Consider the following 22,433-nt stretch of genomic DNA (forward strand, 5'->3'; position numbering starts at 1 on the left):
CCTTTTCCTTTACGGGAAAAAGGTCAAGGGCCGGAAGTTTCCGGCCCTTGCGCCACCCATGATCTACCAGAGGCGCATCCCCGGCACCGGGTTCAGGTTGCTGAAAAGCTGGACCAGGGTGGGGCCATAGGCCAGCACCACCAGGATCACCGCCACCAGGAACCAGAAGCCGATCCGGTCCATGGCCTGGACCAAGGGACGGTCCTCGGGGCCGGAGATGACCTCGGCGAAGGGCACCGGGGCCTCGGCCAGCTCCGCCTTACGTTCCCGGCCCAGAAGAACGCTGAAGAGGCCATAGATGAAGAGGAGAAGGGCCACCAGCAGGATGATGCCCGCCAGGATGTTGAAGACCATGGGTAGGGCGGCATGGGCATAGGCACCGGCGTCTCGGACCATGGGGTCGGCGATGTAGGACCGGCGGGGCACGTTGAGGAGTCCCTGCCAGTGGAGTCCCAGGGCCATGACCATCATGCCGATGAACCAAAGCCAGACCACCGCCAGGCCGAGCCGCCTCTGGCCATCGGAGACGGGCTTACCCGTGAGGTTAGGGATGAGCCACCACAAGGAGCCCATGGCGGTGAGGGTCACCAGGCTGGCCACCTGGAGATGGAAATGGCCAGGGATCCAGGCCGTGTTGTGGACCACGTAGTCCAGGGTGAAGCTGGCGTTGACGATACCCCCGGCTCCTCCCGGGATGAAACCCAGGAGGCCCAGCACCGGGGCCACAAAGGCAGGGTTATCCCAGGGTAAGGCCTTGATCCAGCCAAAAATCCCCTTTCCGCCGCGCATCCTGCCAGCAAACTCCAAGCTGGCGGCCACGGTGAAGGCGGTCATCAAACTGGGCACGGCCACGAAGAGGGTGAGGATGGAGTGGATCATTTTCCAGGTGGGGTCAATGCCAGGGTCGGCGAACTGGTGGTGGAACCCCACGGGGGTGGAGAGGAGAAGGAAGAGCAGGAAGGCCAGGCGGGCCATGGGGTCGGAGATCAGCTTGCCCCCTGCCTGCTTGGGGAGCACGGTGTAGATGATGGCGTAGGCGGGCAGGAGCCAGAAGTAGACGATGGGGTGGCCCGTCCACCAGAAAAGGGTGCGGGTGATCAAGGGATCAACGCCCTGGATAAGGCCAAAGGACCAGGGGAGGAGGAAAAGCACCGCCTCTAAAACCAGCCCGATGGAGGCGATAAACCACATGAGCCAGTACACCACGGCCATGTAGGTGACCAGGGGGGTCACCTTGCCCGGGTTCTGGGCCTTCCAGCGTCGCCAGAGGTCCAGGACGACATAGATGCTAACCCAGGTGGAGAGAACGAAGATGCTGGCTCCGAGATAGAAGGCCCAGTGTCCTTTGAGGGGTGGGTAGAAGGTATAGAGGACCGTAGCCTCGTTGGCCAGAAGAGGCAGAGCAGCGATGACCAGGCCGATAAAGGCCATCCACCAGGAAAGCCACATGAGGCCCATGTTGGGCCGCAGGTTCAGCTCCCTGGCGGGCAGGTAGACCATGATGGCCTGGGCGAAAAGCTGGGTGAAGACGATGGCGTTGAGCACCCCGTGCAGGGTCAGGCCCTGGTAGTAGGACTGCACGAAGGGAAGGAGTCGCTTAAGAAGGGGGTATGCGTCCACATTCCCGTAGTTCAGGGCCTGGAAGGGGCCAAAGAGGCTTCCGATGATGAGGGCGATGAAGCCCAGGACCAGGAAGTAGAGGGTGGCCTTCTTTTCCGGATAGGCCTCGTAGATCCGGCTGAAATCAGAGGTACGCACCGCCATGGCTCACTCCTTCACCACGATCTTGCCGAACATGTTCTGGTGGCCTAGGCCGCAGTACTGGTTGCAGATGATGCGATATTCTCCGGCCTTTTTGAAGGTGTACCGCACGGTGGATACCTCCCCGGGGAGTACCTCCACGTTGATGTTGGTGCCCTCCACGTGGAAGCCGTGGATAACGTCGGGGCTGGTTACTTTGAAGATGATTTCTGCTCCCTTAGGCACCTCTATGGGGTTGGGCTGGTAGCCGAAGGCGAAGGCCAGAACGTAGACCGTGTACTGGTTGGGGCCAGTCTGCATCACCGCCTGGGCGGGATCGGCCCAGGGGCCTTCCGTGCGCACCCTCGTGGGGTCTACATGCTCCAGCTTGCCCGCGGGGATCACCCCAGCGGTGTGGGTGGCCAGGGTGTAGGCGATGAGGGCGATGAAAACCGCCAGCATGGCTAAGGAGAAGGCCAGCCAACCCTTCTCGTAAGCCAGAATCGCTTTATGAGCCTTGTGCTCGTCCACCATACCCTACCCCCTGGAAAAGAAGACTGCATATACCCCCAGCCAGAAGACGAGGATGGTGAGGGTAAGAACCACTATCACTCCTATTGCGCCGACCGGTTTTTCCTCCATACCCTTCCTCCCGTACGGCGGGTTGCCGTATACGGCGCCCATGTTAGCCCAAAGCTGAGAAAAGGGTGAAGTACATTTGTCCCTGTATGAGAGGGTACTGAGACACGGGGCTCCTTTCAAAAAAAATCGGGGCGAGGTGTAAAACCTTGCCCCTTGGGAAGGGAGATATCCCTAAGTGCTTCCAACTCGGGCCAGCACCTGGCGGCTCACTTCCTTGAGGGTTTCAAAAACCCCTCTTCCCTCTGTGGCCACGGCTTCAAAGACGGGAAAGCGCCCTTCGGGGTCCACCACCGCCTGGATCATCTCCACGGGCAGGGCGTCGGGTAGGTCCCGTTTGTTCACCTGGAGCACCACGGGGATGTCCTCCACCTTGAGCCCGTATTCCGCCAGGTTCTCCCGCATGTTGCGCATGCTTTCGGCGTTGGCCCGGAGACGGTTGGGGGCGGAGTCCGCCACGAAGACGATGCCATCCACACCCCTCAGGATCAGCTTGCGGCTGGCGTTGTAGAAGACCTGCCCCGGCACGGTGTAGAGATGGAAGCGGGTCTTGAAACCCTTGACCTCGCCTAGGTCCAAGGGAAGGAAGTCAAAGAAAAGGGTGCGCTCGTCCTCGGTAGCCAGGGAGACCATCTCCCCTTTGCGGCCTTCGGGGATGCGGCTGTATATCCACTTGAGATTGGTGGTTTTCCCAGAGAGCCCCGGGCCATAGTAGACGATTTTGAAGTTGATCTCTCGATTAGCGAAGTTGATGGTGCTCATGCTAGTTGCCGAAGAGTTCGTCCAGCAAGGCTTTGGCCTCCTCGCGGTACTGGGTGTCCAAGCTCAGCTTGGGTGGATTGGCCAGGGCTTCCTCGGCCAGGCGGGCCAGGGTCTCCGCCGCCCGCTTCCCGTGGAGCTTGATCTTGCCCAGAGGGGCGTTCTCGTCAAAGACCAGGACCAGGAGGGCCGCCTCGCCGGCCTCGTCCACATAAAGCCCCATGTGTTCTCCTTGGTGCACCACCTCTTGGAAGCGTGCCTCCCCCAGCAGCTTGGCTAAGGCTTGGGTGGCGGCGGCGTTTCCCGCCACCAGGGTGGCCAGGGAGTCCAGGGGCGGGGGCTTGGGGGCCCATAGGGCCTCTTTATGGGCCAGGACGAATCCCTTGCGGTCGATGAAGAGGGCATAGCGGGCCCCGGTTTCCTGCAGGGTTTCCTGTAGCACGTCCATGGCCCGCTGGTACAGGGTCCCATAGAGGACCAGGGAAGGTTCCACCATAGTATGCTCAGTCTACCATGAGGTCATTTCTGGAAGAGGCCAGGGCGCTCTTGGGGGAGCTGGTGGCCTTGCCCACGGTGAGTGCCGAGGGAAGGGCCCTCGAGGAGGGTGCGGCCAAGGTGGCCGAGGTGCTCCAGGATCTAGGCCTTAAGGCGGAGCTCCATCGGGGTTATGGGCCGCCGGTGGTCTACGCCGAGGGGGGTGAGGGGGAAAGGGTCCTTTTGTTTTACAACCACTACGATGTTCAGCCTCCCGATCCCTTGGAGTTATGGGAAACCGAGCCCTTTCGCCTGGTGGAACGGGACGGCCTCTGGTATGGCCGGGGTACCCACGACGACAAAGGGGAGCTGGTGGCCAGGGTTATGGCCCTGCGCTTATTCCGGGAAAAGCACGGCTTTCTTCCCCGGGTGAAGTTCGTGGTGGAGGGGGAAGAGGAGGTGGGAAGCCCCCACCTGGCGGACTACGTCCGGGACAAAAAGGACCTCCTGAGGTCCGAGGCCATCGTCTGGGAGGCGGGAGGGGTGGACGCCGAGGGGCGCCCCTACCTGTATGCCGGCCTTAAGGGCATCGTGGCCCTCGAGCTTCGGGTGCGCACCGCTGCCTTTGACCTGCATTCCTCCTACGGGGCGGTGGTGGAAAACCCCATTTACCGCTTGAGCCGGGCCATCGCCAGCCTGCGGGATGAGGAGGGAAGGGTCCTCATCCCGGGTTTTTACGACCGGGTCCGCCCCCTTTCGCCCAAGGAGATGGAGGTGCTGGCGGAGGTTCCCGATGAGTCGGAGGCGCTGAAGGAAGCCTTCGGCGTGCGGGACTTCCTGGGCGGGGCCAGGAACCTGGAGTTCAACCAGCGCCTTTATGCGGAGCCCTGCGTCAACGTAAACGGCTTCCACTCGGGCTATGGGGGCCCAGGCTCCAAGACCGTGCTGCCGGCGGAGGCCTTTGCCAAGCTGGACTTCCGCCTGGTACCCGACCAGGATCCGAAGGAGATCCCAGAGCTTTTGAGGCGGCACCTCGAGGCCCAGGGCTTCCACGATGTGGAGGTGGTGGTCCTGGAAAAGGGGGAGCACCCGGCCCGCTCGGATCTTTCCCATCCCTTCGTGGGCATGGTCCAAAGGGCTCTGGAAGAGGCCTTTGGGGTGAAGGCGGTGCTTTACCCCAACATGGCGGGGTCCGGTCCCATGCATCCTTTTCTGCACCACCTGGGAGCCCCGGCGGTGGGACTGGGGGTGGGGTATCCGGGAAGCCGGGTGCATAGCCCCAACGAGCACATCCGCATCCGGGATTTTGAGCGGGGCACCCTGGCCCTTCTCCGGCTTCTTGAGCTTTACTTTCTCGGAAGCTAGCGCCATCTGCTAGGCTCTTAGGGGTATGCGTCTTTACTTTGGCGAGCGCGATACCCCTTACGAGGAGGCCCGGGTGGTGGTCCTGCCCGTGCCCTACGACCTTTCCCTCTCCTTCTTGCCGGGGGCGAGGCGGGGCCCTGAGGCCATCTTGCTGGCCAGCCGGGAGCTGGAGCCTTTTCTCTTGGAGCTCGAGGTGGCCCCGGAGGAGGTGGGCATCTACGCGGCGGAGCCGGTGCCCTGGGTGGCGGGAAGCGCCGAGGAAAGCCACGCTCTGATCCGGGAAGCCGCCCTCACCCACCTTCGGGCGGGCAAGTTCCTGGTGGCCCTGGGGGGGGACCATTCCATCACCCATCCCCTGGTCCAGGCCCACCGGGAAGTCTTGGGGGCGTTTTCCCTTCTCCACATCGATGCTCACGCCGACCTTTACCCCGAGTGGCAAGGCTCGGTGTACTCCCATGCCTCGCCCTTTTACCGCTTGCTGGGGGAGGGTTTCCCCTTGGTCCAGGTGGGGATCCGGGCCATGGATCAGGATTCCTTGGCCTTGGCCAGGGCGAAGGGGGTGGCCCTTTTCCCCGCTCACCGCCTGCACCGGGAGGGCCTTCCGTTAAGGGAGATCCTCGAGGCCTTGGGGGAGAGGGTGTACATCAGCCTGGACTTTGACGCCCTGGATCCCAGCGTTATGCCCAGCGTGGGCACTCCCTTGCCTGGGGGGCTTTCCTACCGCCAGGTGGTGGACCTCCTGGAGGCGGTCTTCCGAGAAAAGGAAGTGGTGGGCATGGACTTCGTGGAGCTTTCCCCCAACGGCCAGTTCCATGCGGAGATGACCGCGGCCCAGCTGGTCTATCACGCCATCGGCCTGAAGGGCCTCCAGGCAGGGTGGCTCGAGGCCAGGGGCCTGTAGGCTACATTTCCTTCCCCCGCTTGCCCGTAGCCTGGGAAGATGAAGCCCTGGCTCCTGGGCGTGCTCCTCCTGGGGGTGGGCCTGGCCCAGCCCCTCACCCTGCCCGACCTCTGGGAGAGGGCTTATGGGGAAGGGGGTTTTCGGGTGGAACGGGTCTTGGAGAGGAACCCCCGTTTCACCCGGGTGCTTTTCTCCCATCTTTCTGATGGGCTTCGGGTGTACGGATTTGCCAACCTGCCTTTGGGCCAGGGTCCCTTTCCCGTGGTGGTGGTGCTCCACGGGTATGTGGAGCCGAGCCGCTACCGGATCCTGGCCTACACCACCCCCTACGCCGACTTTCTGGCGGAGGCAGGGTACCTGGTCCTCCACCCCAACTACCGGGGCCATCCCCCCTCGGAGGGGAGGCCCGCCATGGGCCTGCGCCACGTCTACGCGGTGGATGTGTTGAATCTATTGGCCGAGGTGCGCAAGGGCGTCCTGCCCCAGGCGGATGGGAGGCGCATCGGCCTCTTCGGCCACTCCATGGGTGGGGGGATTGCCCAGGTGGTGGCCCTGGTGGATTTCCGCCTGAAGGGTGTGGTGCTTTACGGGAGCATGAGCGGGGACGAGAGGCGGAATCTGGAGCGGATCCGCTACTGGTCGGGGGGTACTCGAGGCCAGGAGCTTCTAACCCTTCCTCCCAAAACCCTGGAGGAGGCTTCCGCCTGGACCTACCTGGAGAGGGTTGCCGTGCCCTTCAGTGTCCACCATGGCACCCAAGACGCTCAGGTGCCCCCGGAGTGGTCATGGGAGCTTTGCCGAAGGCTTAAGTCCTTGGGGAAGCCGGTGGAGTGCTTCAGCTACCCGGCGGGCCACCTCTTCCGTGGTCCGGTGGACCGGGTGTTCCGCCAAAGGGTCCTGGCCTTTTTCGGACGGGTCTTGCGCTAACCTTGAGCCATGCAGGTCCTTTTTGAGAACCTCGAGGCCCTCTTCTTCGCTCTTGCCTTCGGCAGCGTGGTCTTTGGCCTTCTAGCCCGCCTGCTGGGGGTGCGGCGCACCTGGCCCTTCTTCCTGCTGGCTGCCCTTTGGCTGGTCCTTGGCCTCCTCCTTCGGTTAGAATAGCCCTTCGTGGCCAAGCGCGTGGTTTCCGTGTCCCTGGGGGCTAGCCGCCGGGACTCCGTGGTCCAGGTGGAGCTCCTTGGGGAGGAAGTGGTGTTGGAAAGGCGGGGCACGGATGGCGACTTCCAGAAAGCCTTGCGCCTCATTGCTGAGCTGGATGGAAAGGTGGACGCCATCGGCCTCGGGGGCATTGACCTTTACCTTTGGGCAGGGGGGCGGCGCTACACCATCCGGGATGCCAAAAGGCTTAAGGAGGCGGCCCGTAAAACCCCGGTGGTGGATGGCTCGGGCCTCAAGCACACCTTGGAGCGCCGGGCGGTGGCCCAGCTGGCGGGGCTGATAGACTGGAAAAGTACCAAGGTGCTTCTGCCCTCTGCCGTGGATCGCTTCGGCTTGGCCGAGGCCCTGCACGAGGCCGGGGCCAAGGTTCTTTACGGGGACTTCATCTTTGCCCTGGGTTTACCCATACCCCTTTACTCCCTCTCCTTCCTGCAGAAACTGGCCTTCGTCCTCCTCCCGGTCCTTACCCAGCTTCCCTTCCAGCTCCTTTACCCCACGGGGGAAAAGCAGGAGAAGCGGGCGGTGGACTGGCGAAGCCGCTACTACACCTGGGCGGACCTGGTGGCGGGGGACTGGCACTACATCAAGCGGCATATGCCCGACGAGATGCGGGGGAAGACGGTGCTCACCAACACCACCACGAAGGAGGACGTGGCCTTTTTGCGGGAGAGGGGGGTAAGGCGCCTCATCACCACCACCCCCCGCTTAAACGGGCGAAGCTTTGGCACCAACGTCATGGAGGCCCTTTTGGTGGCCCTGGCTGGGCGGGAGCTTGGGGAGGAGGAGTACCTCCGGTATATTGACCTCTTAGGGCTTAGGCCCCAGGTCCTGGATCTACAGGAGGAAGCATGATCAGCGTGACTGACCTTAGACCCGGAACCAAGGTGAAAATGGAGGGCGGACTTTGGGAGTGCGTGGAATACCAGCACCAGAAGATCGGCCGTGGCGGGGCCAAGGTGGTGGCCAAGTTCAAGAACCTGGAAACGGGGGCTACCGTTGAACGCACCTTCAACTCCGGGGAGAAGCTGGAAGACATCTACGTGGAAACCCGGGAGCTCCAGTACCTGTACCAGGAGGGGAACGACCTCGTCTTCATGGACCTGGAGACCTACGAGCAGTTCCACCTGCCCAAGGATCAGGTGGAGGCTGCCCGGTTTCTCAAGGAGGGCATGACCGTCCTGGGGGATATGTACGAGGGGCGTCCCCTGAAGATTACCCCGCCCACCGTGGTGGAACTCAAGGTGGTGGACACGCCCCCGGGGGTGCGGGGGGATACGGTTTCCGGCGGGAGCAAGCCCGCCACCTTGGAAACGGGAGCGGTGGTGCAGGTGCCCCTTTTCGTGGAGCCCGGCGAGGTCATCAAGGTGGATACCCGCACGGGCCAGTACGTGGGTCGGGCTTAGAACAGCCTACTAAGGGGCCTGGGTGGATCCCAGGCCCCCCTTGGCTTCGGCTCATTTTGACCGGGTACAAAAGCCGTTTTGGGAGCACATGGGGTAAGCTTTATGCCGCGAGGTGTGCCCATGACGCCCAAGGAGCTGAGGCAGATCCTGCAGGCCCTGGTGGAGCACGGGGTGAGCGAGCTCACCCTGGAAACCCCTGATTACAAGCTGACCGTGCGCCGAGGAGGCGAGGTGCAGGTGGTGGCCTTGCCGCAAGGGATAGCTGCCCCTGCGGCCCCGCCTCCCTCCCTGCCCACGCCCGCCCCTACTGGCGTGCCTGCCCCTGGGAATTTGGCTCCGGCAGCCGGAGCCCCGGGCCTCGAGGCCCAGGAGGCCAAGGAGGCCAAGGAGGAGTGCGCGGGTTGCGTGGAGGTGAGGGCCCCCATCGTGGGTACCTTCTACCGGGCACCGGCCCCGGATGCCCCCCCTTACGTGGAGGAAGGAGACCGGGTGGAAAAGGGACAGGTGCTCTGCATCATCGAGGCGATGAAGCTCATGAACGAGATTGAGTCGGAGGTTTCCGGGATCGTCAAGAAGATCCTGGTAAAAAACGGGGAACCCGTGGAGTACGGGCAGCCCCTCTTCCTGATCCAGCCGCTATGAAGAAGGTCCTCATCGCCAACCGAGGCGAGATCGCCTTGAGGATTATCCGGGCCGCCAAGGAGCTGGGGATCAAGACCGTGGTGGCCCACTCCACCGCCGACGAGAAAAGCCTTCCCGTGCTTCTGGCGGACGAGGCCATCTGCATCGGGCCTCCTCCTTCCGGGCAGAGCTACCTGAACATCCCCAACCTGCTTTCCGCGGCCATTGTGACCGGGGCCGACGCCATCCATCCCGGTTACGGCTTCCTGGCGGAGAACGCCACCTTTGCCGAGATGTGCAGGGACCACGGCATCACCTTTATCGGTCCCACCCCGGAGAACATGCGCGCCCTTGGGGACAAGGCCACCGCCAGGAAGGTGGCGCGGGAGGCCGGGGTACCCACGGTTCCGGGGACGGATGAGCTTACCAGCGTGGAGGAGGCCAAGCGGGCTGCCCAGGAGATCGGCTATCCCGTGATCCTTAAGGCCTCCGCTGGGGGCGGGGGCAGGGGCATGCGGTTGGTGCACACCGAGGAGGAGCTGGAAAGGGCGGTCCAGCAGGCCCAGGAGGAGGCCCGGGCTGCCTTTGGCAACCCGGCCATCTACCTGGAGAAGTACATCGAAGAGCCGAAGCACATAGAGATCCAGGTCCTGGGGGATGGGGAGAACGTCATCCACCTTTGGGAACGGGACTGCTCCATCCAGCGCCGGCACCAGAAGCTCTTGGAGGAAGCCCCCAGTACCTTGCCTTGGGAAACCCGGAAGGCCATTGCCGAGGCAGCCGCCCGGCTTGCTCGGCACGTGGGGTACGTGTCCGCGGGCACTCTGGAGTTCCTGGTGGATAAGGAGGGGAACTTCTACTTCATAGAGATGAACACCCGCATCCAGGTGGAGCACCCCGTGACCGAGATGATCACCGGGATTGACCTGGTGCAGGCCCAGTTCCGGATCGCCATGGGGGAGAAGCTTTGGCTCAAGCAGGAGGAGGTGGAGGTGCGGGGGCATGCCATAGAGGTGCGCATCAACGCCGAGGATCCGGAGAAGGGCTTTAGGCCCTCCATCGGCAAGGTGGAAACCTTGCTTTTCCCCGGGGGACCGGGGATCCGGGTGGACAGCCACCTCTATGCGGGCTACCAGATCCCGCCCCACTACGACAGCTTGATCGCCAAGATCATCGCCTGGGCTCCCACCCGTGAGGAGGCCATCAAGCGCATGGAAAGGGCTCTTTCCGAAACGGTGATCGAGGGGCCCGGCCTGAAGACCACCATTCCCTTCCACCAGAAGGTGCTGCAAAACGCCTTCTTCCGCCGGGGGGCGGTCTACACCAACTTCGTGGCCCGGCGGATGGAGATGTAGACTGGGCGTGTGATGGTGGAGTACGAGATCAGCGACCATGCCCTCGAGGGGCTGGTGGCCCATGCCCTTTCGGACCTTCAGGGGGTGCGGGTCTTGGAAACCGCTCCCCGCTCCTTGGGGGAGGTTTTCCGCCGCATGAAGCCCATCAAGGTGGAGCGCACCCCCGAGGGGTTCACGGTGGACCTGGTGCTCTCCGTGGACTACGGGGTTTCCATTCCCGAGGCAGCCCAGGCGGTGCAAAAAGCCGTGGCGGAAGCCCTTTACCTGGCCACGGGGGAGAAGGTGCAGGCGGTGAACCTCACCGTGGCCCAGGTGGAGTACCGGAAGGAGGCCCATGCTTAGGCGAGCCAGGGAACTGGCCATGCGGGCCTTGTTTGCCCATACCCAGGGGGGGGTGGAGCTGGAGGAGGCCTTCCGCCACGCTTTGGAGGAGATGGGGGGCGAGGAGGACTCCTATGGGGACCCCCTGGACCAGGAGGGCGTGGCCTTTGCCCGGCGCTTGCTGGAGGGATACAAGGCCCATGCGGAAGAGGTGGACCAGGTGCTACGGGATACGGTGGAGGGCTGGGACTTCGCCCAGATGTCCAAAACCGACCTCACGGTGTTGCGCCTGGCAACCTACGAGATGCTCTACGAGCCCACTCCCTTTGCTCCCCTGATCGAGGTGGCGGTGAAGATCGCCAACCGCTACGGGGGAGAGCACTCGGGAGCGTTTGTCAACGGGGTGCTGGGCCGCTTGTACCGGCGGATCCAGGGGGGTGAGCTGAAGGCGGTGCCCAAGGAGGACTGAGATGACCCTTGCCCGTACCCTTTCCGGCCATGAGGTGGCGGAGACCGTGTATCGGGAGCTGAGGGAAACCCTTAGCTCCCTGCCCTTTGTACCCTCTCTCAGGGTGATCCGCCTGGGAGAGGATCCCGCCTCGGTATCCTATGTGCGCCTTAAGGACAAAAGGGCCAGGGAGCTCGGCCTTTTGAGCCGGGTGGAGGTGTTCCCCGCGGATACCCCGGAGGAAGCCCTTCTCGGGCGCATAGAGGCCCTTAACCAGGATCCGGAGGTGGACGGCATCCTGGTCCAGCTTCCCTTGCCTGCCCACATCCGCACGGAGCGGGTTTTGGAGGCCATCTCCCCCCTTAAGGATGTGGATGGCTTCCATCCCCTCAACGTGGGGAAGCTTTGGAGCGGAGGAGAGGGGCTTTTCCCTTGCACGCCCTTGGGTATCGTCCGCCTACTCAAGCACTACGGGGTGGAGCTAAGGGGCAAGGAGGTGGTGATCCTGGGCCGGTCCAACATCGTGGGGAAGCCCCTGGCAGGCCTCCTCCTGCGGGAGGATGCCACGGTGACCGTGGCCCATTCCCGTACCCGGAACCTTCCCGAGGTGACCCGGCGGGCGGAGGTGCTGGTGGTGGCGGTGGGGCGGCCCCACCTGGTGCGAAAGGAGTGGGTGCGGCCTGGGGCCATCGTGGTGGACGTGGGGGTGAACCGGGTGGAGGGCAAGCTTCTAGGCGATGTTCACCCCGAGGTGGCCGAGGTGGCCTCCGCCCTCACCCCCGTGCCCGGGGGCGTGGGGCCCATGACCGTGGCCATGCTGATGGCCAATACCGTAAAGGCGGCGTTGCTTAGGCGGCATGGAGCTCCTCGCTAACCAGGTCTTTTGGACAGCCATCCTGGCCAACTTCCTGGCCCAGACCCTGAAGCTTTTCCTCTACTACCTGCTGGAGGGCCGGTTCCAGTGGGAGCGCTTTCTGGAAACCGGGGGGATGCCCAGCTCCCACTCCGCCACCGTCAGCGCCTTGGCCATGGGCGTGGGCTTCCAGGAGGGTTTTGGCAGCACCCTGTTCGCTGTGGCCGCCATTTTCGCCCTCATCGTCATGTACGACGCCACGGGAATCCGCCGGGCAGCTGGCCTGCACGCCCAGCTCCTAAACCAGTTGGTTCAGGAACTGCAACAGGTGCTCCAGAAAGGCCCTGCCCCGGAGCCCCTTAAGGAACTTTTGGGCCACACCTACCTCGAGGTCCTGGTGGGAGCGTTGCTCGGCGCTTTGGTGGCCTTCCTCAGCTTTCACCTTTTCCCGGCGGCGTAAAAGGCCAGGGTCTGTCCCAGGAGGAAGACGAGGAGCCCAAGCGCGGGGAAGAGAAAGAAGGTGAAGAAGCCTGCGAACAAGGCCAGCACCAGGGGCAGAAGGGGCTTCTTGAAGCGGTGGAAGACCCAGAGGTTCAAAAGGCCGAAGAAGAGGAGGACGCCGAAGGCAACCGTTTCCACGGGGCTTTATTGTACGCCCTTGCCGACTTGGCGGGATGGGGTAAACTTTTACCGGGTATAAGGAGGTTGCACCCATGTTGACGTTACCGGAGAAAATCCTCTTTATCCTGTTCCTTTTGGTAAGCCTTTACTACGCCTACACGGGCTTTCGCCGCGTGTATCTGGCCATCCGAAGGGGACGGCCGGAGGAGCGCTTTGACCGCCTGCCCGAGCGCATTGGCCGGGCCCTTTGGCTTACCCTTACGCAGCAGACCGTTTTCAAGAGGCGCCCTCTGGTTTCCCTCCTCCACGCCTTCGTCTTCTACGGCTTCATCTACTACCTCCTGGTCAACCTGGTGGACCTTCTGGAGGGATACTTCCCCCTGCACACCCAAGGGGGGCTTTGGAACGCTTATAACCTCGTGGCCGATCTCCTCACCGCCGCCATCCTGGTGGGCATCCTGGGGCTCATGCTCCGCCGCTACCTTCTCGCTCCCCAGGATTTCACCTGGAATCCCAAGGTACCTCTCCACGAACGGGTACGCCAGGGGATCCCCCGGGATTCGGCCATCGTGGGGGCCTTTATCACCTTCCACGTGGGAAGCCGCCTGCTTTCCAAGGCAGCGGGCCTGGCCCAAGGGGAGCCCGACCCCTTCCAGCCGGTGGCCAGCTTTCTGGCCACCCTGCTTGCGGGCCTTTCGCCCTCCAGCCTGGTGGTGTTGGAACATTTCTTCTGGTGGGGTGCTTTGGGCTCCATCCTCCTCTTCCTTCCCTACTTCCCCCGCTCCAAGCACATCCACCTGATGATGGGCCCCATCAACCTGGCCTTCCGCCAGGAGAAGCCTGGGGCCCTCTTGCCCCTGGACTTCGAGAAGGAGGAGGAAAAGTTCGGGGCGGAGAAGCTGGAAGACCTTTCCTGGAAGCGGCTTCTGGACGCCTATGCCTGCATCATGTGCAACCGCTGCCAGGAGGCCTGCCCTGCTTACGCCACGGGAAAGGCCCTCTCCCCGGCGGCCATCGTCATCTCCGAGCGGTACGAACTGAATGAGATCCTCCCGGGCTTTGCCAGCGGGCAGGAAAGCCCGAGGCCCCTCATGGACTTTGCCCTGAACGAGGAGGCCCTTTGGGCCTGCACCACCTGCATGGCCTGCGTGGAGGTCTGCCCGGTGGGCAACGAGCCCATGCTTCACATCCTGGATGTGCGCCGGGCCAAGGTGCTCATGGAGGGGGAGTTCCCCCAGGAGCTCAGCAACGCCTTCCGGGGCATGGAGCGCTCGGGCAACCCCTGGGGCATCGGCCAGGATAAGCGCCTGGACTGGGCCGAGGGGCTTAGCGTGCCCACCGTGGAGGAAAAGCCTCACCCCGAGGTCCTCTACTGGGTGGGGTGTGCGGCCAGCTACGACCCCAGGGCCCAGAAGATCGCAAGGAGCATGGTGGAGATCCTGAACGCCAGCGGGGTGGACTGGGCGGTCCTGGGCCGAAAGGAAAAGTGCACGGGGGATTCCGCCAGGCGGGCGGGCAACGAGTACCTGTTCTTCCAGCTGGCCACGGAGAACGTGGAAACCCTAAACCGGGTGGCTCCCAAGACCATCGTCACCACCTGCCCCCACTGCTTCCATACCCTGGGCAACGAGTACAAGGCCTTTGGCGGGGAGTACCGGGTGGTCCACCACTCGGAGTTCATCGCCGAGCAATTGCGCTCGGGCCGGCTTAAGGTTTCCGAGGAAACCCGGCGGGTGGTCTTCCATGACCCCTGCTATCTGGGCCGGCACAACGGGGTGTACGAAGCACCCCGGGAGGTGCTCAAAAGGGTAGGCCTTGTGCTCACCGAACCCCCTAGGAACCGGGAGCGGAGCTTCTGTTGCGGGGCTGGTGGAGCCCAGTTCTGGAAGGAGGAGGAACCCGGGGCCATGCGGGTTTCGGAAAACCGCTACCGGGAGCTTAAGGGCACGGGGGCGGAGGTCATCGCCACCGGCTGCCCCTTCTGCATGGCCATGATGAACGTGGAGGTGGCCCAGGACGAGAAGCCCCCGGAGGTTTTGGACATCGCCGAGCTGGTAGCCCAGGGCCTTAAGGCTTAGGATTTTGATAGACGGCGAAGACTCGGTAGCCCTCCATCCACCCCTCCCCAAAGGCCCGCAGCGCGAGGCCTGGGGGAGGGGTGAGGAGTTCGTAGGGCTCCCAGTAGAAAGGGCTTTCCGGCCTGTTGCGCCGCACGGCTTCCCGGCGGCTGAAGCCTTCCACCAGGAGAAGCCCCCCTGGGGCCAAGAGGGGAGGAAGGGCCTTAAGAAGAGGGCGGTTTACGTAATAGCTCATGAGGATGGCGGCGAAGGGGCCTTTGGGAAGGTGCGCAAGAGCCTTGGGGGCCTCGAGGTCCAGCTCCACCAGGGTCAAGCCGTGGATACCTTTAAGCTTTCTTAGGGCCTCGCGGCTTTTTTCCACCAGGACCACGGGATGCCCCCTGTCCAGGAAGTAAAGGGCGTTCCTGCCCAGGCCCCCCGCCAGGTCCAGGACCGGGCCCTTGGGGGCAAAGGGACCGTAGGCCCGCACCACCTGGGCGGGAGCCCGTTCCAGGGCGGCTTGGCGGTAAAACGCATCCCAGTCCCTAGGCATGCTTGCGCAAAGCCAGAAGGCTTCCCCCCAAGAGGATGAGGAGGGTTACACCCCAGAAGACAGGTTTCGGCAGGTGCCAGGCCAGCTCCGGGCGGTGTAGGAGTTCCGCCAGGGTGGCGCTCCCTTCCGAAAGGAGCTTGACCCCGGCCCAGCCCACTAGAGCGTAGGCCACCTTCTCCAGGCTGGGATAGCGTTCCATCACCGCCACCACGTAGCCTGCGGCCAGGCGGATGAAGAGGATGCCCAGGGCCACGCCCAGGAAGACCAGGAGGAGGTCCTTGGAAAAGGCCACCACCGCCAGGATGGAGTCCACGGCGAAGGCCAGGTCCACCAGGTTGATGAGGAGGACCACTCGCCAGAACTCCCGGGCGGCGGCCTCGGGTAAGGGCTTGGCCTCCGGATGGTCGCGGAAGTGTTGGAGCATGAGGAAGAGGAGGTAAAGCCCTCCCAGCACTTGGACCCACCATAGTCGGATCACGTACACGGCGAAGAGAAGGGCCAGGCCCCTTAGCAAGTAGGCCCCCAGGACCCCGTAGAAGAGGGCCTTGCGGCGGAGGTGGGTGGGGAGGGGTTTGACCATCACCGCCAGGACCAAGGCGTTGTCCCCGGAGAGGAGGGCCTCGAGGGCCGCCACGGAAAGGAGCACCAGAACGGTTTCCGGATTCATGCCTCCCCCAGCAGGTAGCGAAGCCCTGGGGCCAGGGCTTGCTTCCACGTTACCCAGTTGTGCCCCGAGGCCCTTTCCCGGTAGGCGTGGGGGACCTTGCGCTCAGCGAGGAGGGCGGCAAAGCGGCGGGCCGGGGCCAGGAGCCATTCCAAAAGACCCACCTCTAGATAGATGCGAGGCAGAACCTTAGCCTCAGCGTATTGTTCCAAAAGCCACTCCCGGTCCCGGTAGGCGTCGGTACCCCCTGGGTGGGCCTTCAGGGCCGGGGAGAGGGCGAGGACCTTTGGGAAGCGGCCCGGGTGGCGCAGAGCCTGCCACAAGGAGAAAAGGCCTCCCAAGGAAGCCCCCACCAGGAGGATCTCCCCCAAGGGGCCCTTGCTGCGTTCCACTTCCCCTAGCACCCGGTGGAACTCCTCCTCGTAGGCCTCGGAAAACCGGTACTCCCGGTTCCGGTCTATGGGCTCCACGAAAACCAGGCGCACCGGGGGGATTTCGCCTGCCTCCACCAGGGCCTGGGCCACCTTGTGGAGGCCTGCGGTGCGGTAGAAGGCCACTCCATCCTGGGCCACCAGGGTGGCCTTAGGATCCTTCCCGGCTTCGGCCACGTAGAAGCGCCTTTCCCCGAGGCGGTGCCGCTCCACTTTGGGTTCCTCCCTGGGCTCGGGAGGTGCTTCAAAGCGGTGCCCGGGAAGCCGAACAGCCCGAGGATAGGTCCACCAGGGATTGTCCGCTCGCTCAGGGTTTTCGGGGTCGGGGAAGGGCCTACCCCGCTCGTCCAGGAAGGCGTATTCCACGTAAGCCCCTTCCGGAAACTCCAGGGTGACGGGGCCTTGGAGGGGGATGGGATTCCTTTCCCAGTCGGTGAAGTCCCCTATCAGGGCCCTGGCCTGGGCCGGGGGAAAAAAGGTGACGGTGCGCTTGGAAACCCGTACCACGGGAATACTCTACCCGGGCCTAGGCCGGAGCTAAAGCTTCTCCAGCTCCGGGTAGAGGAGAAGGAGCTCTTCCTCCGTCAGGGCCTCGCCTTCCCTTTCTGGGGTCCAGGAAAGGTACGCCGCCAGGAGGGTGAAGGAACTGGATCCCGCCAGGTCCATGAGGGCTTGCCTGGCCCGGGACCGGGTTAAAGGGGATTGGGGGGGAAGAAGCCTGCGGTCGGCGAGGAGGAGGCTTACCACCAGGTAGCGCCCGCCGGGCTCCACCTGAGCCGGGTATGCCTCCAGCGCGTGCTTCTTGCCCTCAAAGTGGCGGAAGGTTTCCTGGTACTTGCTCCGCTCCTCCAGCATCCAGGCGTCGAACCGGGCCAGGACCTCCTCCTCGGAACCCACGGCCACCTGGTAATCCCCAAAGCGCCAGGCGGGCTCCTCCCTGAGGAGCAAGAGGGCCGCCTCGTCCACCAGGTCCGCCAGGCCCTTGGCCGAGGTGGTGTCCGCTTCCTCGGCCAGGCGCCTTAGCGCCTTTTGCATCTGGGGGCGGGCCAGGAGGGCCAGGCGCAACCTGGCCCCACTGGCGGTGGGCCCTTCCCCCGCTTGGCGGAGCCCCCGCACCATGTAGACGGTCACCAAGACCAAGCCCAAGACCACCAGGACGGGTACAATGCCTAGGCTTCCCCCTCCCCCGGGGTAGACCACCACCGGGCCGGGATAGGGGGGGTAGAAAGGCGGAGGGGTGGGGAAGACCGGGGCTGGTCCTGGGCTCATGGGAGGTGGGGTGGGGCTGTAGGGACGTCCGCCTGCGCCGCCCCCGCTTTTCTGGGCTAGGACCAAGGAGATTGCCAAAAGAAGGAACCAGACGAGGCGGCGCATGGTCTTCAGCATACCCCAGGGCCAGGGGCTTGGTGCTAAAAATAGCGATGCAGTAAACTTGATATAGGTAGGCTTAGGCTATGGACGAGAAAGGAGGGAAATCATGCTGCCGGAAACCTTGCCCGTCTGCCCGGTGAGGGGGTCGGTCATCTACCCTACCATGGTCATGCCCATCGATGCAGGGAGGCCCGTTTCCATCCGGGCCATCGACGAGGCCTTGACCCGGGAGCGGGTGCTTCTCATCGTGAGCCAGAGGGACAAGGAGGTGGAAAACCCCAAGCCCTCGGACCTCTACGAGGTGGGCACCGCCTGCAACATCCTTAAGATGCGTAAGAACCCGGACGGTTCCGTTCAGGTGCTGGTGCAGGCCTTTGCCCGGGTGCGGGTCAAGGAGTGGTTGGACCTGGGGGACCACCTCGAGGCTAAGGGGGAGGTCCTCTCCGATGAGCCCGCTGACTCCACCTTGATCAAGGCCCTGGTGCGGGAGGTGAAGGACAAGTTCCAGGCCCTTCTCAAGGAGGGTAAGTACCTGGTCCCCGAGGTGGCCCAGTTCGTCCTGAACCTGGAGGACCCGAGCCAGCTGGCCGATTACATCGCCTTTCACATGGACTTCCGCCTGGAGGACAAGCAGAGGGTTTTGGAGACCTCCAATGTGGCGGAGAGGCTAAAGCGGGTCTTGGTCCTCCTCGAGGCGGAGCTGGAGCTCATCGAAACGCAAAGGCGCATCCAGCAGCAGGTCAAGGAGGAGATCGACCGTAACCAGCGGGAGTACTTCCTGCGGGAGCAGATGAAGGCCATCCAGCGGGAGCTCCACGGGGAGGAGGGTGCCGAGGAGGTGGAGGAGTTCCGCAGGAAGGTGGAGGAACTCAACCTGCCCCCTGTGGTGCGGCAGGAAGCGGAGCGGGAACTGAACCGCTTCGCCCGCATGCACCCCGATTCCGCCGAGGCCAGCGTCATTCGCACCTACCTGGACTGGATCGTGAACCTGCCCTGGAACACCCGCACCGAGGACAACCTGGATCTAAACCGGGCCAAGGAGATCCTGGAAAGGGACCACTACGGTCTGGAGAAGGTGAAGGACCGGGTCCTGGAGTACCTGGCGGTGCGGAAGCTAAAAGCGGAGCGGGCCAAGCGGGGGGAAATCCCACCGGACGAGGTGAACAAGGGGCCCATCCTCCTCTTCGTGGGGCCTCCTGGGGTGGGGAAGACCTCGATTGCCAAGAGCATCGCCGAGGCCTTGGGCCGCAAGTACGTGCGCATCTCCTTGGGCGGCGTGCGGGATGAGTCCGACATCCGGGGGCACCGGCGCACCTACATCGGGGCCATGCCCGGGCGTATCATCCAGGGCCTGCGCCAGGCGGGCACCAAGAACCCCGTCTTCCTCCTGGACGAGGTGGACAAGCTGGGCATCTCCTACCAGGGGGACCCTGCGGCGGCCCTTTTGGAGGTGCTGGACCCCGCCCAGAACAAGGAGTTCGTGGACCACTACCTGGGGGTGCCCTTTGACCTTTCCGAGGTGATGTTCATCTGCACCGCCAACTTTCCCCAGAACATCCCCGCCCCCCTTTGGGACCGGATGGAGGCCATCGAGTTCACCAGCTACATCGAACAGGAAAAGCTGGAGATCGCCAAGCGCTACCTCCTGCCCCGGCAGATGCGGGAGACCGGCCTCCTCGAGGGCCAGGCGGTGATCACGGAGGCAGCCCTAATGCGCCTCATCACCCACTACACCCGGGAGGCTGGGGTGCGCCAGCTGGAACGGGAGATCGGGTCCCTTTTGCGCAAGGCGGCCCGGCAGATCCTGGAAGAGGGCAAGAAGCGGGTACGCATCACAGAGAGGGACCTGGAAAAATACCTGGGCCCGCCCCGCTACTTGCCGGAAACCGAGGCCCGCGAGCCCCAGGTGGGTGTGGCCACGGGCATGTACTACACCCCGGTGGGCGGGGACATCATGTTCGTGGAGGTTTCCGTGATGCCCGGTAAGGGGAACCTGATCCTCACCGGGCAGCTTGGGGATGTGATGAAGGAGTCTGCTCGGGCGGCGCTTTCCTACGCCAAGCGGAACGCCGAGCGCTTCGGCATCCCCTTGAAGCGCTTTGAGGAGTCCGACATCCACATCCACGTGCCGGCGGGGGCCATTCCCAAGGAAGGGCCTTCGGCCGGGGTGGCCATCGTGAGCGCCTTGGTCAGCGCCCTCACGGAGGTGCCCGTCCGCCACGACATCGCCATGACCGGGGAGATCACCCTCACGGGCAGGGTGCTTCCCATCGGTGGGGTCAAGGAGAAGGTGCTGGGGGCCAGGCGGGCAGGGATAAGGGAGGTGATCCTTCCCAAGCAGAACGAAGCCGACCTCAGCGACATTCCCAAGCCCCTGCGCCAGAACATGACCTTCCACTTCGTGGAGCACTTGGACCAGGTCCTGGATCTGGCCCTGGTGGGTGGGCTCAAGGCCTTGGAGCATAGGGCCCGGGAGGCCAAGGCCAAGGGGGCAAGGGCGCGGTCCAAAAAGGAAGTCGTGGCCCATGCCTAGGGGGGGCCTCTAGCGGGTTAAGGGGTGCTCTTTCGCCCCGCTGGCTGGCTTGCCCGGCGGGGCTTTGTTCCTAATTCAGGGGGAATCCTCCAGGGCCTTTTGGTACACCTCCAGGTAGGCCTGGGTGATCCTCTCTGGGTGAAAGCGGGCGATGGCGTACTCCCGGGCGGCCTTGCGCATGCTGGAGAGCTTGGGGTGGGCGAGGAGGTCCAGCACCGCCTGGGCGAAGCCTTCCAGGTCCCCAAGCTCCACCAGCCGGCCCACCTCGGGCTGTACCAGCTCGGGAACCCCTCCCACGGCGGTGGCCACCACGGGAACCCCGCTGGCCAGGGCCTCGAGGGCCGCTTGCCCAAAGGACTCCTCCTCCGAGGCCAGCAGAAAGAGGTCAGCAGCTCCCAGAATCCCCTCGGGATGGGGAGTGGGGGGATGGAAGGTGACCCAGCGCTCCACCCCGAGCTCCTCCGCTACCCGCTTCGCTTCCCCTTCCTCCGGTCCCTTCCCCAGAAGAAGGAGTCTGGCCTGCACCTTCCTCCGCACCTTGGCGAAGACCCGCACGATGTCCGGCACCCTTTTGATGGGGCGGAAGTTGGAGGCGTGCACCAAAAGCCACTCCCCTTCTTCCGCGTAGAGCTTCTTGCGCTCCGGCCTGGGGTAGAAGCGGTCCGGGTCCACGGCGTTATGGATGACCACGGGGCTAACCCCGAAGGCCTTCTGGGCCTCCTGGGCTAGGGCCCGGCTCACCGCGGTGGTGGCCTTGGCCCTTTGGAGGGCCTTCCGGGTGGGTCCGTGGAAGGCCGGGTCCATCCCCAGCACCGATACGTCCGTGCCGTGGAGGGTGTGCACTAGGGGAAGCTCCTCCCCCAAAGCCAGGTAGGCGGCGGCGGCGTGGGGGATGGCGTAGTGGGTGTGGACCAGATCCAGCCCCAGCCCCTTGGCTTCCCGCTCCAACACCCCGGCCAGGGAGAGGGTGTAAAGGGGGCCAGGGAAGACGGGGTAAAAGGGCAGGTCCACGGGGATGTAGACCACAGGGCTTTCCTTGGGCAGGCGGAAGGGCCTTTCCGTGGCGAAAAGGTAAACCCGGTGGCCCATCTGGGCCAGGCGGTGGGCCAACTCTGTAGCCACGATGCCGCTACCCCCGAGGCCGGGGTAGGCCACTAGGCCCAGCTTGAGTGTCCTCACGCCGAGACCCGCAAGAGGGGAGAGGGAAGAACCCACCCCCCCGGACCCTTGCCCATGGGAGACGCACCTTTAGGATGTTCCCCGATTGGTTGGCCAAAGAAGGTCATGCTCCCAGTTTACCGTAGGGGACGAGGAGCACTCAGGGCCGCCAGCCTGAGGGGCTTGCGGGATAAGGGGGATTGGCCCCGCGGGGGACCTCGAGGCGGAATAGCCGCGAAAGGAGGACCACGCCCCCTGTGGTTTGAGCCTGGGTAAGGGCCTGGTGCAGGAGTTGGGAAAGCTCCAGGAGGAAGCGATCTTGCCGTTCCTTGGGCACAGGAAGGGCCCCAAAGGTGAGGCAGGCGGGGTTCACCGCCGGGCAGTGGGGTTCAAGCCTTAGCTTCCCCCCAAGGAAGTAAACCCGCCAGGCCCCGAGGTCCACCCGGTATCCCGCGCGCAGGTGGTCCTGGTACTGGCTGGAAAGCCTGCGCCAAAGGTCCTGGGCTTCCTTGCCCGAAGGGCCAAGGGTGTACCGCCACTCCCGGGCCCCCGCCTGGGTTAGGGTTTGGCTGCGGGTAAGCCGCCAGTCTTGGGCCATGGCCCCAGGTAGGGCCAGGAGGGCTAAGAGCGTTAGCCACCTGGACATCTGCGCGCCCATGTCTTCAGGGTGCCATGACAGGGACAAAGGGCATGTGAGGAATGGGCCTGAGCCTTGGAATAAAGAGGATGCCCTAGCCCCTCAAAGGCTTCTTAGGATTTCCTCCCCCTCCTCCATGTAGGCATCCCAGGGAATCAACACGTACTCCCGGCCTGAATGGGCGGCGTAGTAGGGGAGGTCCAGGCATAGGGGTGTGCGCACCTGCTTAAGCTCCTGCACCAAGGCGGGAGGGGGTTTTAGGTAAAGGCGGGGGCGGAGCCTTTCCAAAAGAAGGCCGAGGCGGAAAGCCCGGAGGGCTTTCCCGTTCTCCTTCCGGTGAGGGGTTCCCTGGTGCCTCAAGGGCTTCATGG

27 protein-coding genes are annotated in these 22,433 nt (G+C 64.0%); 14 read left to right on the plus strand and 13 right to left on the minus strand.

The window, feature by feature from the left end; translation table 11 throughout:
• Positions 1 to 63: 63 nt before the first annotated feature.
• The 5 genes from G584_RS0103005 to mglB form a co-directional block, all read right to left on the minus strand.
• A complete protein-coding gene (locus G584_RS0103005) occupies positions 64 to 1,764 on the minus strand; it encodes a b(o/a)3-type cytochrome-c oxidase subunit 1 (protein WP_028493284.1) in 1,701 nt (566 codons plus the stop codon).
• Between the two features lie 3 nt (positions 1,765 to 1,767).
• Positions 1,768 to 2,274 carry a cupredoxin domain-containing protein gene (locus tag G584_RS0103010; protein ID WP_028493285.1) on the minus strand — a complete coding sequence of 169 codons (507 nt, stop codon included), beginning with the start codon at positions 2,272 to 2,274 and terminating at the stop codon, positions 1,768 to 1,770.
• A 3-nt stretch (positions 2,275 to 2,277) separates the two neighbouring features.
• A complete protein-coding gene (locus G584_RS0103015) occupies positions 2,278 to 2,382 on the minus strand; it encodes a cytochrome c oxidase subunit 2A (protein WP_028493286.1) in 105 nt (34 codons plus the stop codon).
• Positions 2,383 to 2,553: 171 nt separating this feature from the next.
• Entirely contained in the window at positions 2,554 to 3,141 is a 588-nt protein-coding gene (mglA, locus tag G584_RS0103020) for a GTPase MglA (protein ID WP_028493287.1), read from the minus strand.
• A gap of 1 nt (position 3,142) precedes the next feature.
• Positions 3,143 to 3,634: a GTPase-activating protein MglB gene (mglB, locus tag G584_RS0103025; protein ID WP_028493288.1), complete on the minus strand. Its 492-nt coding sequence runs from the start codon at positions 3,632 to 3,634 to the stop codon at positions 3,143 to 3,145.
• A gap of 17 nt (positions 3,635 to 3,651) precedes the next feature.
• On the opposite strand from mglB, the gene G584_RS0103030 reads away from it, so the two are divergent.
• The 12 genes from G584_RS0103030 (at position 3,652) to G584_RS0103085 (ending at position 12,497) form a co-directional block, all read left to right on the plus strand.
• Positions 3,652 to 4,977 carry a M20/M25/M40 family metallo-hydrolase gene (locus G584_RS0103030; RefSeq protein ID WP_028493289.1) on the plus strand — a complete coding sequence of 442 codons (1,326 nt, stop codon included), beginning with the start codon at positions 3,652 to 3,654 and terminating at the stop codon, positions 4,975 to 4,977.
• Between the two features lie 25 nt (positions 4,978 to 5,002).
• Positions 5,003 to 5,878, plus strand: coding sequence for an agmatinase (gene speB / locus G584_RS0103035; RefSeq protein WP_028493290.1), 876 nt, complete (start codon positions 5,003 to 5,005; stop codon positions 5,876 to 5,878).
• Between the two features lie 39 nt (positions 5,879 to 5,917).
• Positions 5,918 to 6,805, plus strand: a complete 888-nt coding sequence (locus G584_RS0103040) for an alpha/beta hydrolase family protein (RefSeq protein ID WP_028493291.1) — start codon at positions 5,918 to 5,920, stop codon at positions 6,803 to 6,805.
• Positions 6,806 to 6,814: 9 nt separating this feature from the next.
• On the plus strand, positions 6,815 to 6,979 hold the full coding sequence (locus G584_RS12785) for a hypothetical protein (protein ID WP_169378073.1): 165 nt from the start codon (positions 6,815 to 6,817) through the stop codon (positions 6,977 to 6,979).
• Positions 6,980 to 6,985: 6 nt separating this feature from the next.
• On the plus strand, positions 6,986 to 7,888 hold the full coding sequence (locus tag G584_RS0103050; protein ID WP_028493292.1) for a PHP domain-containing protein: 903 nt from the start codon (positions 6,986 to 6,988) through the stop codon (positions 7,886 to 7,888).
• Positions 7,885 to 8,439, plus strand: a complete 555-nt coding sequence (efp, locus tag G584_RS0103055) for an elongation factor P (protein ID WP_028493293.1) — start codon at positions 7,885 to 7,887, stop codon at positions 8,437 to 8,439. The genes G584_RS0103050 and efp overlap by 4 nt, the downstream gene beginning before the upstream one ends.
• 120 nt (positions 8,440 to 8,559) lie before the next feature.
• Positions 8,560 to 9,081 (plus strand): acetyl-CoA carboxylase biotin carboxyl carrier protein, encoded by a 522-nt coding sequence (accB, locus tag G584_RS0103060; protein WP_028493294.1) that lies wholly within the window; start codon positions 8,560 to 8,562, stop codon positions 9,079 to 9,081.
• Positions 9,078 to 10,415 carry an acetyl-CoA carboxylase biotin carboxylase subunit gene (gene accC / locus G584_RS0103065; RefSeq protein ID WP_028493295.1) on the plus strand — a complete coding sequence of 446 codons (1,338 nt, stop codon included), beginning with the start codon at positions 9,078 to 9,080 and terminating at the stop codon, positions 10,413 to 10,415. Before accB ends, accC begins: the two co-directional genes overlap by 4 nt.
• Before the next feature lie 12 nt (positions 10,416 to 10,427).
• Positions 10,428 to 10,757 (plus strand): Asp23/Gls24 family envelope stress response protein, encoded by a 330-nt coding sequence (locus G584_RS0103070; RefSeq protein WP_028493296.1) that lies wholly within the window; start codon positions 10,428 to 10,430, stop codon positions 10,755 to 10,757.
• Entirely contained in the window at positions 10,750 to 11,205 is a 456-nt protein-coding gene (gene nusB, locus G584_RS0103075) for a transcription antitermination factor NusB (RefSeq protein WP_028493297.1), read from the plus strand. The genes G584_RS0103070 and nusB overlap by 8 nt, the downstream gene beginning before the upstream one ends.
• A gap of 1 nt (position 11,206) precedes the next feature.
• The gene (locus G584_RS0103080) at positions 11,207 to 12,058 is read left to right on the plus strand and encodes a bifunctional 5,10-methylenetetrahydrofolate dehydrogenase/5,10-methenyltetrahydrofolate cyclohydrolase (protein ID WP_028493298.1); all 852 of its coding nucleotides are present in this window, start codon (positions 11,207 to 11,209) and stop codon (positions 12,056 to 12,058) included.
• The gene (locus tag G584_RS0103085; RefSeq protein ID WP_028493299.1) at positions 12,042 to 12,497 is read left to right on the plus strand and encodes a divergent PAP2 family protein; all 456 of its coding nucleotides are present in this window, start codon (positions 12,042 to 12,044) and stop codon (positions 12,495 to 12,497) included. The genes G584_RS0103080 and G584_RS0103085 overlap by 17 nt, the downstream gene beginning before the upstream one ends.
• On the opposite strand, the gene G584_RS0103090 is transcribed toward G584_RS0103085, so the two are convergent.
• Positions 12,476 to 12,676, minus strand: coding sequence for a hypothetical protein (locus tag G584_RS0103090; protein ID WP_028493300.1), 201 nt, complete (start codon positions 12,674 to 12,676; stop codon positions 12,476 to 12,478). The genes G584_RS0103085 and G584_RS0103090 overlap by 22 nt on opposite strands.
• A 74-nt stretch (positions 12,677 to 12,750) precedes the next feature.
• Here G584_RS0103090 and G584_RS0103095 point away from each other — a divergent pair, with 74 nt between their 5' ends.
• On the plus strand, positions 12,751 to 14,736 hold the full coding sequence (locus tag G584_RS0103095) for a (Fe-S)-binding protein (RefSeq protein ID WP_028493301.1): 1,986 nt from the start codon (positions 12,751 to 12,753) through the stop codon (positions 14,734 to 14,736).
• On the opposite strand, the gene G584_RS0103100 is transcribed toward G584_RS0103095, so the two are convergent.
• Genes G584_RS0103100 through G584_RS0103115 form a run of 4 tightly spaced genes read right to left on the minus strand, consistent with a single transcriptional unit; the run spans position 14,726 to position 17,737 of the window.
• Positions 14,726 to 15,268 carry a class I SAM-dependent methyltransferase gene (locus G584_RS0103100; protein ID WP_028493302.1) on the minus strand — a complete coding sequence of 181 codons (543 nt, stop codon included), beginning with the start codon at positions 15,266 to 15,268 and terminating at the stop codon, positions 14,726 to 14,728. The genes G584_RS0103095 and G584_RS0103100 overlap by 11 nt on opposite strands.
• On the minus strand, positions 15,261 to 15,935 hold the full coding sequence (locus G584_RS0103105) for a TerC family protein (RefSeq protein ID WP_028493303.1): 675 nt from the start codon (positions 15,933 to 15,935) through the stop codon (positions 15,261 to 15,263). Before G584_RS0103105 ends, G584_RS0103100 begins: the two co-directional genes overlap by 8 nt.
• Positions 15,932 to 16,870: an alpha/beta hydrolase gene (locus G584_RS0103110; RefSeq protein WP_028493304.1), complete on the minus strand. Its 939-nt coding sequence runs from the start codon at positions 16,868 to 16,870 to the stop codon at positions 15,932 to 15,934. The genes G584_RS0103105 and G584_RS0103110 overlap by 4 nt, the downstream gene beginning before the upstream one ends.
• Before the next feature lie 30 nt (positions 16,871 to 16,900).
• Positions 16,901 to 17,737 carry a DUF1517 domain-containing protein gene (locus G584_RS0103115; protein ID WP_051209151.1) on the minus strand — a complete coding sequence of 279 codons (837 nt, stop codon included), beginning with the start codon at positions 17,735 to 17,737 and terminating at the stop codon, positions 16,901 to 16,903.
• Between the two features lie 103 nt (positions 17,738 to 17,840).
• On the opposite strand from G584_RS0103115, the gene lon reads away from it, so the two are divergent.
• Entirely contained in the window at positions 17,841 to 20,267 is a 2,427-nt protein-coding gene (lon, locus tag G584_RS0103120; RefSeq protein WP_028493306.1) for an endopeptidase La, read from the plus strand.
• A 75-nt stretch (positions 20,268 to 20,342) separates the two neighbouring features.
• Here the strand turns inward: lon and bshA are convergent, their stop codons facing one another.
• The 3 genes from bshA to G584_RS0103135 form a co-directional block, all read right to left on the minus strand.
• Positions 20,343 to 21,446, minus strand: coding sequence for an N-acetyl-alpha-D-glucosaminyl L-malate synthase BshA (bshA, locus tag G584_RS0103125; protein WP_028493307.1), 1,104 nt, complete (start codon positions 21,444 to 21,446; stop codon positions 20,343 to 20,345).
• 139 nt (positions 21,447 to 21,585) lie between these two features.
• The gene (locus G584_RS0103130; protein ID WP_028493308.1) at positions 21,586 to 22,083 is read right to left on the minus strand and encodes a hypothetical protein; all 498 of its coding nucleotides are present in this window, start codon (positions 22,081 to 22,083) and stop codon (positions 21,586 to 21,588) included.
• Positions 22,084 to 22,164: 81 nt separating this feature from the next.
• Positions 22,165 to 22,431: a hypothetical protein gene (locus G584_RS0103135; protein ID WP_157626363.1), complete on the minus strand. Its 267-nt coding sequence runs from the start codon at positions 22,429 to 22,431 to the stop codon at positions 22,165 to 22,167.
• Positions 22,432 to 22,433: the final 2 nt, after the last annotated feature.

It is taken from the genome of Thermus antranikianii DSM 12462, assembly GCF_000423905.1.
Taxonomy (GTDB): Bacteria; Deinococcota; Deinococci; order Deinococcales; family Thermaceae; genus Thermus; species Thermus antranikianii.